Here is a 16,281-nt window from a genome sequence, read left to right as displayed (position 1 = left end):
TTACTTTTGCAGAAATGAAATTTACAGCCACCCAAATTGCCGGAATTTTAGAGGGAGAAGTTGAGGGAAATCCTCAGATTGCGGTACATAAATTATCAAAAATTGAAGAGGGTGAAAAGGGTTCGTTAACATTTTTGGCTAACCCCAAGTACACTTCTTACATCTATTCCACTAAAGCCTCAATTACTATTGTCAATAAAGATTTCATCCCAGAACAGGATATCTCTACGACATTAATTAAAGTGGATGACGCTTATAAGTCCTTTTCAAAGTTGTTGGAGTATTACAATCAAGTGAAAAACAACAAAATAGGAATTGAAAATCCATCATACATTTCTGAAAGTGCAAATTATGCTGAAGGTTTTTACTTTGGCGCATTTTCATATTTAGGTGACAACGTCAATATTGGGAAGAATGTAAAAATCTATCCTAATGTTTATATCGGTGATAATGTGGCTATTGGGGATAATGTTATGGTATTCGCCGGAGCTAAAATATATTCTGAATCCATTATCGGTAATAACTGCGTTATCCATAGTGGAGCTATTATTGGTGCTGATGGCTTTGGGTTCACACCCAATTCAAATGGTGAATACAGTAAAGTACCTCAAACCGGAAATGTAATTCTTGAGGATAATGTGGATGTAGGTGCTGGTACCACGATAGATCGCGCCACCTTGGGCTCAACAATTTTGCGTAGAGGTGTAAAACTGGATAATCAAATTCAGATTGCGCATAACGTAGAAATCGGTGAGCATACTGCTATTGCAGCTCAAACTGGTGTGGCAGGGTCTACCAAAATTGGCAAAAATTGTTTGATAGGAGGGCAGGTCGGAATTGTAGGACATATTACAATCGGAGATCGCGTAAAAATTCAAGCGCAATCTGGAATAGGCCGCAATGTAAAAGATGATGAAGTGCTTCAAGGTTCACCAGCATTGAATTATGGTGATTACAATAAATCTTACGTACACTTTAAAAATTTACCCAAGTTGGTAAATCAAATTTCCAATTTAGAAAAAAAGATAGACAGTGAGCACAACTAGCGTTAAACAGCGCACTATCCAAAATAAAGTAACTCTAAAAGGAGTAGGGTTGCATACTGGTGAGAACGTTACCATGACTTTCGTTCCTGCCAAAGAAAACCACGGTTTTGCATTTAAGAGAGTAGATTTAGAAGGAGAACCCATAATAGAGGCGGATGCCAACTATGTGGTGAATACCCAGCGCGGTACAAATCTTGAAAAGAATGGAGTTAAAATCCAAACTTCGGAACATGTACTTGCAGCACTTGTGGGATTGGACATTGATAATGTTCTCATAGAATTGGATGCCCCAGAGCCTCCAATTATGGACGGTTCTTCCAAGTTCTTTGTAGAAGCCTTGGAGAATGCTGGAATTGTGGATCAAGAACAAGACCGCGAGGAGTATATAGTCAAGGATGTCATTTCTTATAAGGATGAAGCCACCGGTAGCGAGATTACCGTAATTCCTTCTGAAGAATATCAGATTACAACGATGGTTGATTTTGGTACAAAGGTCCTTGGCACACAAAATGCCACACTTGACCATATGAGCAACTTCAAATCCGAGATTGCTGATGCACGTACCTTTAGTTTTCTTCATGAATTGGAGATGCTATTGGAACACGGTTTGATCAAGGGAGGTGATTTGAACAATGCCATAGTCTACGTGGACAAGGAAATCTCCGAACCCACAATGAAAAAATTGGAAAAGGCCTTCAAAAAAGAAAAATTGTCGGTTAAACCCAATGGTATTTTAGACAATTTGACTTTGCATTATCCGAATGAAGCGGCAAGACACAAGTTGTTGGATGTTGTTGGGGATTTGGCGCTAGCTGGTACGCGTATACGAGGAAAGGTAATTGCAAATAAACCTGGGCACTACGTAAATACGCAGTTTGCAAAAAAACTATCCAAGATCATTAAAATAGAAAAGCGGAACAAGGTGCCAAATTATGATTTGAATCAACCTCCATTGATGGATGTAACCCAAATCATGGATATATTACCACATAGACCTCCTTTTTTATTGGTAGATAAGATTTTGGAACTTTCAGAAACACATGTAGTAGGGGTCAAGAATGTAACTATGAATGAACCCTTCTTTGTTGGACATTTTCCGGGAGCTCCAGTAATGCCTGGTGTTCTTCAGGTAGAAGCTATGGCTCAAACTGGAGGGATTTTGGTTTTAAGTACCGTGCCCGATCCAGAGAACTACCTCACATTTTTCATGAAAATGGATAATGTGAAATTCAAACAACAGGTTTCCCCTGGGGATACTTTAATATTTAAATGTGACTTGATCTCACCTATTCGGAGAGGAATTTGCCATATGCAAGCCTATGCCTATGCCAACGGAAAATTAGCTTCTGAGGCAGAACTGATGGCTCAAATCGTCAAAACAAAAAACAACTAGCACTAGATGAATCAACCTTTGGCTTATGTCCACCCGGGTGCAAAAATTGCCAAGAATGTGGTGATTGAACCCTTCTCAACTATCCATAATAATGTAACAATTGGAGAAGGAACCTGGATTGGTTCCAACGTTACAATTATGGAAGGTGCTCGTATTGGTAAGAACTGTAATATTTTTCCAGGGTCGGTGATTTCAGCAACTCCTCAAGATTTAAAATATCAAGGAGAAGAAACTACCGTTCATATTGGAGATAATACAACCATCAGGGAGTGTGCAACAATAAATAAAGGAACTTCTGACCGAATGAAAACGGTTATTGGGAACAATTGTTTGATCATGGCATATTGCCACGTGGCCCACGACTGTTTTATAGGGGATAATTGCATTTTCAGCAATAACTCAACGCTCGCAGGACACGTGACTATTGGCACCAATGTGGTATTGGCAGGTATGGTAGCTGTCCATCAATTTGTTTCCATTGGCAATCATGCATTTGTTACAGGGGGTTCTTTGGTTCGTAAAGATGTACCTCCATATGTAAAAGCAGCACGTGAACCCCTGTCGTACGTTGGCATCAACTCCATTGGGCTTAGAAGGCGTGGTTTTACTTCAGAAAAAATTCGTGAAATACAGAATGTATATAGGATTTTATACCAAAAGAATTACAACAACACTCAGGCAGCTTCCATAATAGAAGCCGAAATGGTAGCAACTCCTGAACGTGACGAAATTCTTCAGTTTATAAGGGATTCCCAGCGTGGAATCATGAAAGGTTACTTTAGTTCAAATTAAATTTATGGCGAATACTTCAGATATTAGAAAAGGATTGTGCATCCGATACAACCACGATATTTATAAAATTGTTGAATTTTTACACGTAAAGCCCGGTAAAGGACCAGCATTTGTAAGAACCAAACTGAAAAGTGTTACTACGGGTAAGGTAATTGACAACACCTTCTCTTCAGGTCATAAAATTGAAGATGTACGTGTTGAGACCAGATCATACCAATATTTGTATGCTGAAGGAGATACTTTTCATTTTATGAATACCAGTGATTACAACCAAATTTCATTGCAAAAAAGCTCTTTGGATGCTCCAGATTTGTTGAAAGAAGGTGAGGTTGTGACCATTTTGTTCAATACGGAAGATAGCATGCCTTTGTCAGTGGAAATGCCAGCAAGTGTCATTCTGGAAGTAACCCATACAGAACCAGGAGTTAAAGGTAATACTGCAACAAATGCAACCAAACCTGCTACTGTGGAGACCGGTGCCCGAATAAACGTTCCCTTATTTATAAATGAGGGAGATAAGGTTAAAGTTGACACGGAAAAAGGAAATTATTTAGAACGTGTAAAAGAATAACACAAATGAAATTTCCAAGGACCCATACCTTAAAGGAAATTGCGGAAATCCTGGGCACCAAATATGTAGGAGCCGAGGATTTTCCTGTTTTGGGAATGAATGAAATCCATGTTGTGGAACCTGGTGATATCGTATTTGTTGATCATCCAAAATACTACGATAAAGCTTTGCAATCAAAGGCGACAATTGTTCTGATAAACAAAGATGTAGAATGTCCAGAAGGAAAAGCCTTGTTGATTTCGGATGATCCTTTTCGGGATTTTAATACATTGACTAAACACTTTCGTCCGTTCCAATCGACAAATTCTGCGATTTCGTCTACTGCCAAAATAGGAAAGGATACCATAATTCAACCCAACGTGTTTATTGGGAATAATGTGGTCATCGGTAAAAATTGCCTTATACATGCTAATGTTTCCATTTATGATGATTGTATTATTGGTGATAATGTTATCATTCACAGTGGAACGGTTTTGGGTTCCGATGCCTTTTACTATAAAAATAGACCTACTGGTTTTGACAAATTGATTTCCGGAGGTAGGGTGATTATAGAGGATAATGTTGACATTGGCGCTTCTTGTTCTGTAGATCGTGGGGTGACTGGTGACACTACCATTGGGGAGGGAACCAAATTGGACAACCAAATCCAAATAGGTCATGATACTGCCATTGGTAAAAAGTGTTTGATTGCATCCCATACCGGAATTGCAGGTTGTGTGGTCATTGAAGATGAAGTGACACTTTGGGGGCAAGTGGGTGTAATAAGTGGAATTACAATAGGCAAAGGTGCCACGGTGTACGCGCAATCTGGAGTAGGTGGCAGTCTAGAAGGTGGGAAGGCCTATTTTGGCAGCCCAGCGGGAGAAGCACGTTCCAAAATGAAGGAATTGGCGATGATCAAAAACATCCCATTTCTAATGGAAAAAATCAAAGATAAATAGCATAAAATTTACTTTATAGTTTAGGTGCAAAAGGCTACTTTTGTCCTGTAATTAAATCAAGAATATGAGTGTTCTAGTTAACAAAGATTCTAAAATAATCGTCCAAGGATTTACTGGAAGTGAAGGTACTTTCCATGCGGGTCAAATGATTGAATACGGAACTAATGTAGTTGGTGGTGTTACACCAGGAAAAGGAGGCCAGGAACATTTGGGCAAACCTGTTTTCAATACAGTTGAAGAGGCTGTGAAGGAAGTAGGTGCGGACACTACGATCATATTTGTGCCCCCTGCATTTGCTGCAGATGCCATTATGGAGGCGGCAAGTGCTGGAATCAAGGTGATTATAACCATTACTGAAGGTATCCCAGTTGCAGATATGGTGAAAGCCAATGATTATATAAAAGATTTTGACTGCACCTTAGTTGGGCCAAATTGCCCAGGAGTTATAACACCTGAAGAGGCCAAGGTGGGTATTATGCCTGGATTTGTCTTCAAAAAAGGGAATGTAGGTATTGTATCCAAATCTGGTACCTTAACCTATGAAGCTGCTGATCAAGTTGTACGACAAGGATTGGGTATTACCACTGCTATCGGTATTGGCGGTGACCCAATAATTGGTACTACTACCAAAAAAGCTGTGGAATTGCTTATCAATGATCCAGAAACCGAATGTGTTGTTATGATCGGTGAAATTGGCGGTCAACTAGAGGCTGACGCAGCCAAATGGTACAAGGAAAGCGGAAGTAACAAGCCTATCGTTGGATTTATAGCCGGTGAAACTGCACCCGCAGGTAGAACAATGGGACATGCTGGAGCCATAGTAGGCGGTAGTGATGATACTGCGCAGGCTAAAAAAAGAATTATGCGGGAATGTGGAATCCATGTAGTTGATTCCCCTGCAGAAATTGGCCTAAAAGTCAAGGAAGTAGTTGGATAACACAACCGTTAAAACTATTGTAAATCCCGTTTTCAACGGGATTTTTTTTCGCTAAAACATAAAACAAAAACTATATTTGATATTCAACCAATCAAACTTGGAAACTATGAAACTTTTGGAAGGCAAAAATGTAATTATAACAGGAGCTAGTAGAGGAATCGGTAAAGGAATTGCACAGGTATTCGGAAATGCGGGTGCTAATGTCGCATTTACATACAGCTCCAGTGAAGCCCCAGCTTTGGAATTGGAAAATGAACTTAGTGCCATGGGCGTAAAAGCAAAAGCGTACAAGAGTAATGCAGCAAGTTTTACCGAATCAGAAGAATTAGTGGCGAAAGTATTGGAAGATTTTGGAGGTACTATCGATGTACTGATCAATAATGCGGGAATTACCAAAGACAATCTTTTGATGCGAATGGGAGAAGAAGATTTTGACTCAGTAATAGAAATCAATTTGAAGTCCGTTTTTAATATGACCAAGGCGGTTCAACGTACGATGTTGAAACAACGTAAGGGTTCCATAATTAATATGAGTAGTGTAGTTGGCGTTAAAGGAAATGCTGGTCAAACCAATTATGCTGCTTCAAAAGCCGGAATGATAGGATTCACCAAATCGGTGGCACTTGAATTAGGTAGCAGAAATATTAGATGTAATGCAATTGCACCAGGTTTTATTGAAACGGAGATGACCGATAAATTGGATGAAAAAACCGTGCAAGGCTGGAGAGATGCTATACCATTGAAACGTGGAGGAAGTCCTGAAGATGTTGCCAATGCCTGCCTGTTCTTGGCATCGGACCTATCGGCATACGTTACGGGTCAGGTTCTCAACGTAGACGGGGGTATGCTAACTTAATAATACATGGATATACTTACGGTACTTTTTGTAATACTTGCAGCTCTAGCTGCACTTGGTATCGTGTATTTTCAATATTTTTTCAAGAAAAAAAAACAAGGCACCCAAAAGTATGTTTTGGGTGCTTTGAGGTTTATTACCATTTTCTGTGTTTTCCTTTTATTGATAAACCCCCAGTTCGTCAAGAATGATTATTTCATTGAAAAAAGCAAGCTCATTCTTCTAACAGATGGGTCTTCTTCAATGCAGGAACATACCGATTCGGATTCTCTAAACAAGTTTCACCAATTTGTTCTTTCCAATGCTGCGTTGCAACAACGCTTTGATTTTCATCAATATGGTTTTGGTAGTGATTTGTATCAGATGGACTCTATCAGCATGCAAGAAAACAACACTGATATTGCCAAATCACTTAAGGGTATTGACGAAATTTTTGGGAAAGGACCTAGAACTGTAATACTTTTTTCGGATGGGAATCAAACCTTGGGTCAAGATTATTCCTATTATAATGCTCCATCTAACTCTAGTATACATTCAGTTATAGTAGGGGATACCACGCAATTTGAAGATTTGGTGATTACTTCCGTCAATGTAAACAAATACGCATTTCTAGAAAATCAATTTCCGCTAGAAGTGCAATTGGTTTACAATGGAAAACGTGCGGTAACTTCATCTTTAACCATTCAAATGGATGGTCGAATTGTTTATCAGGAAAATTTAAACTTTCATAGGCAAAAGAAAAGTCATACGGTAAATGCTTTGATAGAGGCCACGAGCGTTGGAAATAAGTCTATCGTTGTTCAAACTCGTGTGCTGGATAACGAGCGAAATCAGTTCAACAATACCAAAGAATCAGCAATTGAAGTTATCGATGAGAAATCCAAGATAGGTATTGTATCAGAACTGTTGCACCCAGATATCGGCGCTTTGAAAAGAGCTATTGAAAAAAATGAACAAAGGGAGGTTGTTCTATTAAGGCCCAATGATTCCGCTGAAAACTTTGAAGACATAAATCTATTTATTCTTTACCAGCCAAATCGTAGCTTTAAAAGAGTTTATGACTATTTGGATCAAACTGGTGTTAATCGATTTACGATTACGGGTTCTAAAACAGATTGGTTTTTCTTGAACCAGATTCAGCGTTCTTTTTTTAAAGAAGGACTCAACCAAACCGAAGAATTACTTCCTGTTTTAAACCAAGGGTTTAGCACATTTGGTATTGGAGAATTAAGCATGACAGGTTATCCTCCTTTAATTGGGCAGCTAGGGGATATTGAACTTAATGGCGCCTTGGATATTTTGATAACACAACGCATTCGGGGAGTGGATTTGGATGCTCCATTGTTTTGCTTCTTAACCGAGGGGAGTAAAAAAGAAGCAGTCCTATTTGGCGAGAATGTATGGCGATGGAGAGCTCAAAACTATAGAGATACACAGAGTTTTGAGGATTTTGATGGTTTGATTTCCAAAATTATGGTGTTTTTATCCACGAATAACCGACGTAACCGTCTTGAGTTGGATTATGATAAAGTCTATGATATTGGCCGTAATGCAAAAGTTCGCACATCATTTTATGACAAAAGCTATGCCTTTGATCCAGATGCCAATCTAACCATAAGCATTGAAGGCGTTTCAAATGATTTTACGCGCAATGCCCCGATGCTTTTAAAAGGCCCGTTTTATGAAATAGATCTTAGCGATTTAAAGGCTGGAGAATATAGATTCACCGTTACTGAAAGTATAGAAGGAATTTCTGCTAACGGCAGTTTTAAGATCATAGACCACAATCCAGAGAAGCAGCAGTTTTCCGCTGATTTTGGAAGACTAAAACAATTAAGTGAAAATAATGGAGGCAATGTATTCTTTACAAATCAATTGGAAGACTTGGTTGCCGAACTGGCCAATGGCCAAAAGTATACCCCTATCCAAAAGAGCAGGCAAAATGTAGTATCTTTAATAGATTTTAGTGTACTCTTGGGGATTATAGCCCTGGCTTTGGCTTTTGAGTGGTTTATTAGAAAATACAACGGATTAATTTAAACATAAATTAGAATGGAAAGATTACCAAAAATTGCTTTACCAGCTGTTGCAGCTATTATTTTTGTCATCATTTTGATATCAAAATCTGCGGTAACCATAGGTTCTGGTGAAGCAGGCGTATTATACAAGACGTTTGGGGATGGTGTAGTAACGGATAAACCACCCCTAGGAGAAGGATTCCACTTAGTTGCACCTTGGAACAGGGTTTATGTCTATGAAGTGCGAAGACAAGAGATTTTTGAGAAAATGAAAGTGTTGTCCTCGAACGGATTGGACATTCAATTAGATGCTTCAGCGTGGTACCAACCTAATTACAATGAATTAGGCAAATTACACCAGGAAATTGGTGAAAATTACCTTCAAAGGATTATTCTACCGACTATTCGTTCAGCTGCAAGAAGTGTGGTAGGACGATATACCCCAGAACAATTGTATTCCAGTAAAAGAGACGCCATTCAAGCTGAAATATTTGAGGAAACAAAGAAAATCGTTGAAACGCAGCATATAGTCTTAGATGATATTCTTGTAAGGGACGTTACGTTACCACCAACTATTAAAGAAGCAATTGAACGTAAATTGAAGCAAGAGCAAGAATCTTTAGAGTATGAATTTAGACTGGTCACTGCACAAAAAGAAGCAGAACGCCAACGAATTGAAGCACAGGGTAAAGCTGATGCGAACAAAATTCTAAGCGCGTCATTAACCGATAAAATTCTTCAAGACAAGGGGATTGAAGCCACTTTAAAACTTTCTCAATCACCAAACTCAAAAGTTGTAGTGGTAGGTTCCAGTGGTGATGGTTTACCATTAATTTTGGGAAATAACTAATTCTGTCTTTTTTGATAAAAAATTATATACTACTTTTGACAGCATAATGAGAAACAGAAACACACATCATCATTTTTATCCTTGCCCTCAAGCGAGATAGAAATGTATTGCTGTTTGTAAAATATATTCTAACCCGTTTGAGAAATCAAACGGGTTTTGTTTTTAAGGCCATTTGATACTCAGACATAAATTGACTTAAAATGACAAAGATTAGAATCGCGGTCCAAAAAAGTGGAAGATTAAATGAGGACTCCCTGAAAATCTTAAAAGATTGCGGTGTTTCAATAGATAATGGTAAAGATCAGTTGAAGGCTACTGCACGTAACTTTCCGTTGGAGGTATTCTATTTACGAAATGGGGACATTCCACAATATCTAAGGGATGGTGTTGTGGATATAGCCATTATTGGGGAGAATGTTCTAGTTGAAAAAGGGGAGGACATTTTGGTAATGGAGCGGCTCAATTTTTCCAAATGCCGTGTTTCCTTGGCCGTGCCTAATAGCATGGAATACAATTCCGTACAAGACTTTGAAGGCAGGCGTATTGCAACCTCATATCCCAATACGGTAAAAAAATACTTGGAATCCAAAGGGGTAAAGGCAGAATTACATATTATCAATGGATCTGTTGAAATTGCGCCCAATATTGGTTTGGCTAATGGGATATGCGATATAGTATCCAGTGGCAGTACACTTTTTAAAAACAACTTGAAAGAAGTTGAAGTTATTCTTAAAAGTGAAGCAGTTCTTGCAGTGTCACCTAAAATCTCTGAAGAAAGAGAAGAGATATTGACGAGACTGCGATTTCGAATCAATTCCGTTTTACAAGCAAGACAGAATAAATACGTACTCTTAAATGCGCCTAACGAGAAACTTGACGAAATCATTGCCATACTACCAGGTATGCGCAGCCCAACGGTATTGCCCTTGGCTGAAGAAGGATGGAGTTCAGTACATACTGTTATTAACAGGGATACGTTTTGGGATGTTCTGGATGAATTGAAAGCTGCTGGCGCAGAAGGTATTTTGGTTTGTCCAATTGAAAAAATGGTGCTCTGATGAAACAATTCGAATATCCAGAAAAAGCAGATTGGAAAAACATATTGCAACGTCCAACGGCTACCGTATCCGATATTGAGTCGACGGTAACAGGAGTTTTTAAGGATGTTGAACGTGATGGGGATGTCGCAGTGAATTCCTATACCGCCAAATTTGATGGGGTCAAATTAGAAAATATGCTGGTTGGCTCAGAAGAAATAGAAGAAGCAATAAATCAAGTTCCAGACCAGCTTAAGAATGCCATAAAACTGGCCAAATCGAATATTGAGAAGTTTCATTCAGCCCAACAGACCGCTACGGTAAGCTTGGAAACCATGCCAGGCGTAAAGTGTTGGCAAGAAAAACGTCCTATTCAAAAAGTTGGCTTGTACATCCCAGGAGGAACTGCTCCGTTATTTTCAACAATTTTAATGCTGGCAGTTCCTGCTAAAATAGCTGGCTGTAAAGAAATTGTTCTTTGTACCCCGCCAGATACATCAGGTGCCATTAATCCTGCAATACTTTATACGGCACAACTCTGCGGGATTACTAATATTTGTAAGGTGGGTGGCATTCAAGCTATTGCTGCATTGACATTTGGAACGGCAACAATTCCTCAAGTTTACAAAATATTTGGCCCAGGAAACCAATATGTTACAGTAGCAAAACAGTTGGCCACAAAATACGGAGTAGCCATTGATATGCCAGCTGGTCCGAGTGAGTTGTTGGTGGTAGCTGATGATACTGCCAATCCCAAATTTGTGGCTGCAGATTTACTAAGTCAGGCAGAACATGGTGTGGATAGTCAGGTGCTATTCGTATCAACTTCTTCAACCATGTTGGATAGTGTCGCAACCGAATTGGAGTTGCAAATAGCTGTGTTACCAAGGAAGGATATTGCCAAAAAATCAATAGCTAATAGCCGGTTGATTCTTATGGAAAATAAGGAAGAAGCCTTAGAACTTATTAATGCGTATGGACCTGAACATTTCATTGTTTGCACTGCCGAAGATGAGTTTTACGTGAATAATATAGCAAATGCCGGTTCCGTTTTTGTGGGTAACTATACTCCCGAAAGTGCCGGGGATTATGCTTCAGGAACCAACCACACTTTACCAACTAATGGATATGCAAAGCAATACAGCGGGGTAAATCTTGACAGTTTTATGAAAAGTATGACCTTCCAGAAAATCAGTGAAGATGGCATGAAGCGCATCGGAAATGCCATTGAATTAATGGCAGAGGCTGAAGGTTTGCAAGCACATAAAAACGCGGTAACAGTACGATTAAATAGTTTGCTATGAGTTCCAATTTTGATTTGAACAAGCTTGTACGTGACAGCGTGAAGGGATTAAAACCCTATTCATCAGCAAGGGACGAATATGTTTCAGATGGGTCACAGATGGTTTTTTTGGATGCGAATGAAAACCCATTTGAAAATGGGGTCAATCGCTATCCGGACCCGCAACAACGATCTCTAAAAACTGTTTTGGCAGAACAGAAAAATGTTTTGGAAGATCAAATTTTATTGGGTAATGGCAGCGACGAAGTCTTGGATTTGATTTTTAGGGCCTTTTGCGAACCCAATGTAGATAACATAATTACAATGCCTCCAACGTACGGCATGTATAAGGTGCTGGCAGGAATAAATGCAGTTGAAAACAAGGAAGTTCTATTGACTTCTGATTTTGAATTGGATGCTGAAAGAATTTTTAAAGCCATAGATTCAAAGAGTAAATTAATTTTTATTTGCTCACCTAATAATCCAACAGCTAACATTTTTGATAAAGAGGCGGTGATCAAAATATTGGAAAATTTTTCCGGTATTGTCGTAATTGATGAAGCCTATATCGATTTTGCCAAAACACCATCTTGGATTGAATCTTTGGAGCAATTTCCAAATTTGATCGTCACACAAACGCTCTCAAAAGCCTATGGTATGGCTGGCATCCGCCTTGGAACATGCTATGCATCAAGTGCTATCATAGAAATTCTGAATAAGATCAAGCCACCTTATAATGTAAATCAGTTGACTCAGGGCAAGGCATTAGATCATCTGTTGGCAGGAAATAAAACCAAGCAAGAAGTTCAACAGATACTGGAAGAAAGAGGTAAACTAGCCAAAGCCATGATTGAATTGGATTTTGTGAAAATTGTGTACCCAACGGATACCAATTTTCTTCTAGTGAAAGTGGATGACGCGAATAAACGATATAATGAACTTTTACGCGAGAAAATCGTAATACGGAATAGAAGTACACAACCGCTGTGCGCGAATACTTTACGGTTTACAATAGGTACACCATCAGAGAATCAAAAATTAATAGCAACCTTAAAGGCACTAGGATAATGGCTAAAAAAGTACTTTTCATTGACAGGGATGGAACGATCATCAAAGAAACAGTTGATGAGCAAATTGATGCTTTCGAAAAGATGATTTTCTACCCCAAATCGTTCACATACTTGGGAAAAATCGCCAAAGAACTGGATTTTGAATTGGTGATGATTACCAATCAAGATGGTTTGGGTACCAAGGTATTTCCGGAAGAAACCTTTTGGCCCGTACACAATTTCATTCTAAAGGCTTTTGAAAATGAAGGTGTGAAATTCGACAAGGTATTTATAGATAGGACATTTCCAGATGAAAATGCCGATACACGAAAACCTGGAACAGGACTACTGAAGGACTATTTTACAAAAGAATATGATCTCGAAAATTCGTTTGTAATTGGAGACCGTTTGACTGATGTTGAATTGGCAAAAAACCTTGGCGCTAAAGGAATATTCATTAATGACGAGACAAATCTTGGCTCAGGTGAAATTACCGTAAATAAGAGCGAGTTGGCTCCTTTTATTGCTTTGGAAAGTAACGACTGGGAAAAAATATATGAGTTCCTAAAACTGGATAATCGTACTGCCCAAATCACGAGAAAGACCAATGAAACTGACATTCACATCGAATTAAATCTTGATGGCACGGGTAAATGTAAAATAGAAACAGGGCTCGCTTTTTTTGATCATATGTTGGACCAACTTGCAAGACATGGACAAATGGATCTTACTATTAAGGTGAATGGAGACCTGCATGTAGATGAACACCATACTATTGAAGATACTGGGATCGCACTGGGTGAAGTTTTCTATCAAGCATTGGGTGATAAATTGGGCATAGAGCGCTATGGTTTTTGTTTACCCATGGATGACTGCCTAGCGCAAGTAGCTATTGATTTTGGCGGTAGAAATTGGCTCGTTTGGGAAGCAGATTTTAAAAGAGAAATGGTTGGCGATATGCCTACGGAAATGTTTCACCACTTTTTTAAATCCTTCACGGATGGAGCTAAGGCCAATTTAAATGTAAAGGCAGAGGGAAAAAACGAGCACCATAAAATTGAGGCCATTTTCAAGGCATTTGCGAAATCCATTAAAATGGCTGTCAAAAGGGATGTTGAAAAAATGGTGCTTCCGTCAACCAAAGGAATGCTTTAACCATCCACGTTTAAATTAACAAAGAAAAGTAGCGATGAAACTGGTAATACTCGATTACGGGGCAGGAAACATACAAAGTATCATTTTTGCGGTAGAACGATTAGGTTATAAGGCGGTACTTACCGATAATGTTTCAGAAATTCTTGCAGCGGATAAGGTTATTTTCCCCGGGGTGGGGGAGGCAAGTTCTGCCATGACAAAATTGAAATCAAGCGGATTGGATAAAATCATACCGCAACTTAAACAACCCGTACTTGGTATTTGCTTAGGAATGCAATTGATGTGCAATTCGTCAGAAGAGGGAAACACAAAAGGTTTGGGCATATTTGACATTGATGTCAGACGCTTTTCCAATTCGGTAAAAGTTCCGCAAATTGGGTGGAATCAAATTGAGGGGTTAAAGACCGATCTTTTCCTTAACACACCCAATAATTCATATATCTATTTAGTGCACAGTTTTTATGCCTCTTTGTGTGATGAGACGATTGCAACCAGCGATTATGATTTGAAATATAGCGCAGCATTGAACAAGGACAATTTTTACGGAGTTCAATTTCATCCAGAAAAGAGTAGCACTATTGGAAGCGTGATTTTACAAAACTTCCTAGAACGAATATCATGAAGGGATACTATATTTCAACAGACACCTCCAAAATGGACGTTTCCTTAATCCACGGGTTAATAAAAGACTCGTATTGGGGTGGCTATCGTACATTGGAAATGACCAAAAAAACAATAGCAAATTCGCGTTGCTTCGGGATTTTTAATGAAAATGATGAGTTAATTGGGTTTGCTAGATTATTAACTGATGAAGTGGTATTCGCTTACCTAATGGATGTGATCATTGCACCAGTGCATCAAGGTAAAGGTCTAGGAAAAATATTGATCAAGCATATATTGAATCTCCCAGAAATCAAAGCAGTCCATACAGTGGCATTAAAGACAAAGGATGCACACAGTCTATACGAATCATATGGATTTAAGACCGTAGGGGATTCTGAAATGTGGATGGCCATGGATAACGCTAAATACGACTGAATATGAGAATTATTCCTGCGATAGATATTATTGACGGTAAATGTGTACGGCTTTCTAAAGGTGACTATGACACCAAAGTCATCTACAACGAAAATCCACTTGAGGTTGCCAAGCAATTTGAGGCACATGGTATTGAATACTTGCACTTGGTAGATTTGGATGGCGCTAAATCAAAACATATTGTCAATTATAAGATATTGGACGGAATTGCCTCCAAAACAAATTTGAAAATTGATTTTGGTGGCGGTTTGAAATCAAATGAAGATTTGCATATCGCATTTGAATCAGGAGCACATCAAATAACAGGAGGTAGTATTGCAGTGAAAGACAGCCAAGTGTTTTTGGGATGGTTGGAAACCTATGGAGCCGATAAGATTATTCTTGGCGCTGATGCAAACAACGAAAAGATAGCAGTTTCAGGATGGCAAGAAGAATCCAACTTATCATTGATTCCATTTATCCAAGACTATTTGAAAAAAGGGATAGCCTATGTGATTTGTACGGATATCAGCAAGGACGGCATGCTGGAAGGCCCTTCATTTGATTTGTACCATAAAATCCTTGATAAGACAAAAAAAACAACCACACGTATTACAGGAAGTGGAGTAGAGGATAAAGAAGTCCTTGGAGTGAATTTGATAGCCAGCGGGGGAATTTCAGCTTTTAAAGAACTATATCATCTTCAAGAATTAGGCTGCGAAGGAACCATTATCGGTAAAGCGATTTATGAGAACAAGATAAGTTTAAAACAATTGGAAAATTACATTTTGGATAATGGAAGCACTTGAGCAATTTCAAAAGGAATTTCTACAAAATGCAGCATTCCGTATGGATGAAAGTCTTCGTATGATTGAAATTTGTTTCGACAAATTATCCGAAGAATTGATTTGGAAAAGGCCCAATGATTCGTCAAACAGTATTGGCAATCTCATATTGCATTTATGTGGAAACATAACCCAGTATGCCATCTCCTCCCTGGGTAATCAACCCGATAACCGATTTAGAGATGAAGAATTTACCAAGAAAGGTGGCTATACCAAAGACGAATTGTTATCAAAAATTACACAAACAGTGGGTCAGGCCAAAGTAACTTTTAAATCCACTCCAACATCCGAATATGTACGGGTGAGAACCGTACAGGGCTTTGATTTCTCTGGGATTGGTACTGTTGTTCATGTCGTGGAACATTTGTCCTATCATACGGGTCAAATTGCACTATTGACTAAACTGTTTCTTGATTCAGACCTAGGGTTTTATGATGGAATGGATTTAAACGCCAAAAATGAGAAGAACAATTAGTCCATAGAACTAAACCT

17 protein-coding genes are annotated in these 16,281 nt (G+C 38.8%); all 17 read left to right on the top strand.

The annotated features are described in order from the left end of the window. Window positions 1-14: 14 nt before the first annotated feature. A complete protein-coding gene (lpxD, locus tag M3P19_RS05510) occupies window positions 15-1,046 on the top strand; it encodes a UDP-3-O-(3-hydroxymyristoyl)glucosamine N-acyltransferase (protein ID WP_249656633.1) in 1,032 nt (343 codons plus the stop codon). Continuing rightward, window positions 1,033-2,439, top strand: a complete 1,407-nt coding sequence (locus tag M3P19_RS05505; RefSeq protein ID WP_249656632.1) for a bifunctional UDP-3-O-[3-hydroxymyristoyl] N-acetylglucosamine deacetylase/3-hydroxyacyl-ACP dehydratase — start codon at window positions 1,033-1,035, stop codon at window positions 2,437-2,439. Before lpxD ends, M3P19_RS05505 begins: the two co-directional genes overlap by 14 nt. 6 nt (window positions 2,440-2,445) lie before the next feature. After that, the gene (gene lpxA, locus M3P19_RS05500; protein ID WP_249656631.1) at window positions 2,446-3,231 is read left to right on the top strand and encodes an acyl-ACP--UDP-N-acetylglucosamine O-acyltransferase; all 786 of its coding nucleotides are present in this window, start codon (window positions 2,446-2,448) and stop codon (window positions 3,229-3,231) included. Window positions 3,232-3,235: 4 nt separating this feature from the next. Continuing rightward, on the top strand, window positions 3,236-3,802 hold the full coding sequence (efp, locus tag M3P19_RS05495; RefSeq protein ID WP_249656630.1) for an elongation factor P: 567 nt from the start codon (window positions 3,236-3,238) through the stop codon (window positions 3,800-3,802). Window positions 3,803-3,807: 5 nt separating this feature from the next. Beyond that, the gene (locus M3P19_RS05490; protein WP_249656629.1) at window positions 3,808-4,743 is read left to right on the top strand and encodes a UDP-3-O-(3-hydroxymyristoyl)glucosamine N-acyltransferase; all 936 of its coding nucleotides are present in this window, start codon (window positions 3,808-3,810) and stop codon (window positions 4,741-4,743) included. Window positions 4,744-4,807: 64 nt separating this feature from the next. Further along, the gene (sucD, locus tag M3P19_RS05485; protein WP_249656628.1) at window positions 4,808-5,680 is read left to right on the top strand and encodes a succinate--CoA ligase subunit alpha; all 873 of its coding nucleotides are present in this window, start codon (window positions 4,808-4,810) and stop codon (window positions 5,678-5,680) included. A gap of 106 nt (window positions 5,681-5,786) precedes the next feature. Next, entirely contained in the window at window positions 5,787-6,536 is a 750-nt protein-coding gene (gene fabG / locus M3P19_RS05480) for a 3-oxoacyl-[acyl-carrier-protein] reductase (RefSeq protein ID WP_249656627.1), read from the top strand. Window positions 6,537-6,542: 6 nt separating this feature from the next. Further along, window positions 6,543-8,576 (top strand): VWA domain-containing protein, encoded by a 2,034-nt coding sequence (locus M3P19_RS05475; protein ID WP_249656626.1) that lies wholly within the window; start codon window positions 6,543-6,545, stop codon window positions 8,574-8,576. Window positions 8,577-8,588: 12 nt separating this feature from the next. Further along, complete coding sequence (locus M3P19_RS05470) at window positions 8,589-9,404, top strand: prohibitin family protein (RefSeq protein ID WP_249656625.1); 816 nt, start codon at window positions 8,589-8,591, stop codon at window positions 9,402-9,404. A gap of 200 nt (window positions 9,405-9,604) precedes the next feature. Further along, complete coding sequence (hisG, locus tag M3P19_RS05465; RefSeq protein WP_249656624.1) at window positions 9,605-10,462, top strand: ATP phosphoribosyltransferase; 858 nt, start codon at window positions 9,605-9,607, stop codon at window positions 10,460-10,462. Then, window positions 10,462-11,745 carry a histidinol dehydrogenase gene (gene hisD / locus M3P19_RS05460; RefSeq protein WP_249656623.1) on the top strand — a complete coding sequence of 428 codons (1,284 nt, stop codon included), beginning with the start codon at window positions 10,462-10,464 and terminating at the stop codon, window positions 11,743-11,745. The genes hisG and hisD overlap by 1 nt, the downstream gene beginning before the upstream one ends. Beyond that, window positions 11,742-12,791 carry a histidinol-phosphate transaminase gene (hisC, locus tag M3P19_RS05455; protein ID WP_249656622.1) on the top strand — a complete coding sequence of 350 codons (1,050 nt, stop codon included), beginning with the start codon at window positions 11,742-11,744 and terminating at the stop codon, window positions 12,789-12,791. The genes hisD and hisC overlap by 4 nt, the downstream gene beginning before the upstream one ends. After that, on the top strand, window positions 12,791-13,927 hold the full coding sequence (gene hisB, locus M3P19_RS05450; protein WP_249656621.1) for a bifunctional histidinol-phosphatase/imidazoleglycerol-phosphate dehydratase HisB: 1,137 nt from the start codon (window positions 12,791-12,793) through the stop codon (window positions 13,925-13,927). The genes hisC and hisB overlap by 1 nt, the downstream gene beginning before the upstream one ends. Before the next feature lie 34 nt (window positions 13,928-13,961). Then, window positions 13,962-14,549 carry an imidazole glycerol phosphate synthase subunit HisH gene (gene hisH, locus M3P19_RS05445; RefSeq protein ID WP_249656620.1) on the top strand — a complete coding sequence of 196 codons (588 nt, stop codon included), beginning with the start codon at window positions 13,962-13,964 and terminating at the stop codon, window positions 14,547-14,549. Beyond that, window positions 14,546-14,965, top strand: a complete 420-nt coding sequence (locus M3P19_RS05440) for a GNAT family N-acetyltransferase (RefSeq protein ID WP_249656619.1) — start codon at window positions 14,546-14,548, stop codon at window positions 14,963-14,965. Before hisH ends, M3P19_RS05440 begins: the two co-directional genes overlap by 4 nt. Before the next feature lie 2 nt (window positions 14,966-14,967). Continuing rightward, window positions 14,968-15,753: a 1-(5-phosphoribosyl)-5-[(5-phosphoribosylamino)methylideneamino]imidazole-4-carboxamide isomerase gene (locus M3P19_RS05435; protein WP_249656618.1), complete on the top strand. Its 786-nt coding sequence runs from the start codon at window positions 14,968-14,970 to the stop codon at window positions 15,751-15,753. Next, the gene (locus tag M3P19_RS05430; RefSeq protein ID WP_249656617.1) at window positions 15,740-16,264 is read left to right on the top strand and encodes a DinB family protein; all 525 of its coding nucleotides are present in this window, start codon (window positions 15,740-15,742) and stop codon (window positions 16,262-16,264) included. The genes M3P19_RS05435 and M3P19_RS05430 overlap by 14 nt, the downstream gene beginning before the upstream one ends. Window positions 16,265-16,281 lie beyond the last annotated feature (17 nt).

It is taken from the genome of Flagellimonas spongiicola (assembly GCF_023502425.1).
In the GTDB taxonomy this organism is placed as follows: Bacteria; Bacteroidota; Bacteroidia; order Flavobacteriales; family Flavobacteriaceae; genus Flagellimonas; species Flagellimonas spongiicola.
The sequence above is the reverse complement of the archived record's forward strand: the minus strand, read 5'-3'. Positions and strand labels throughout refer to the sequence as shown.

Excerpts from the sequence above, each read along its gene's own strand:
- lpxD (WP_249656633.1), top strand. The coding sequence starts at position 15 with ATGAAATTTACAGCCACCCAAATTGCCGGAATTTTAGAGGGAGAAGTT.
- lpxA (WP_249656631.1), top strand. The coding sequence starts at position 2,446 with ATGAATCAACCTTTGGCTTATGTCCACCCGGGTGCAAAAATTGCCAAG.
- efp (WP_249656630.1), top strand. The coding sequence starts at position 3,236 with ATGGCGAATACTTCAGATATTAGAAAAGGATTGTGCATCCGATACAAC.
- M3P19_RS05490 (WP_249656629.1), top strand. The coding sequence starts at position 3,808 with ATGAAATTTCCAAGGACCCATACCTTAAAGGAAATTGCGGAAATCCTG.
- sucD (WP_249656628.1), top strand. The coding sequence starts at position 4,808 with ATGAGTGTTCTAGTTAACAAAGATTCTAAAATAATCGTCCAAGGATTT.
- fabG (WP_249656627.1), top strand. The coding sequence starts at position 5,787 with ATGAAACTTTTGGAAGGCAAAAATGTAATTATAACAGGAGCTAGTAGA.
- M3P19_RS05475 (WP_249656626.1), top strand. The coding sequence starts at position 6,543 with ATGGATATACTTACGGTACTTTTTGTAATACTTGCAGCTCTAGCTGCA.
- M3P19_RS05470 (WP_249656625.1), top strand. The coding sequence starts at position 8,589 with ATGGAAAGATTACCAAAAATTGCTTTACCAGCTGTTGCAGCTATTATT.
- hisG (WP_249656624.1), top strand. The coding sequence starts at position 9,605 with ATGACAAAGATTAGAATCGCGGTCCAAAAAAGTGGAAGATTAAATGAG.
- hisD (WP_249656623.1), top strand. The coding sequence starts at position 10,462 with ATGAAACAATTCGAATATCCAGAAAAAGCAGATTGGAAAAACATATTG.
- hisC (WP_249656622.1), top strand. The coding sequence starts at position 11,742 with ATGAGTTCCAATTTTGATTTGAACAAGCTTGTACGTGACAGCGTGAAG.
- hisB (WP_249656621.1), top strand. The coding sequence starts at position 12,791 with ATGGCTAAAAAAGTACTTTTCATTGACAGGGATGGAACGATCATCAAA.
- hisH (WP_249656620.1), top strand. The coding sequence starts at position 13,962 with ATGAAACTGGTAATACTCGATTACGGGGCAGGAAACATACAAAGTATC.
- M3P19_RS05440 (WP_249656619.1), top strand. The coding sequence starts at position 14,546 with ATGAAGGGATACTATATTTCAACAGACACCTCCAAAATGGACGTTTCC.
- M3P19_RS05435 (WP_249656618.1), top strand. The coding sequence starts at position 14,968 with ATGAGAATTATTCCTGCGATAGATATTATTGACGGTAAATGTGTACGG.
- M3P19_RS05430 (WP_249656617.1), top strand. The coding sequence starts at position 15,740 with ATGGAAGCACTTGAGCAATTTCAAAAGGAATTTCTACAAAATGCAGCA.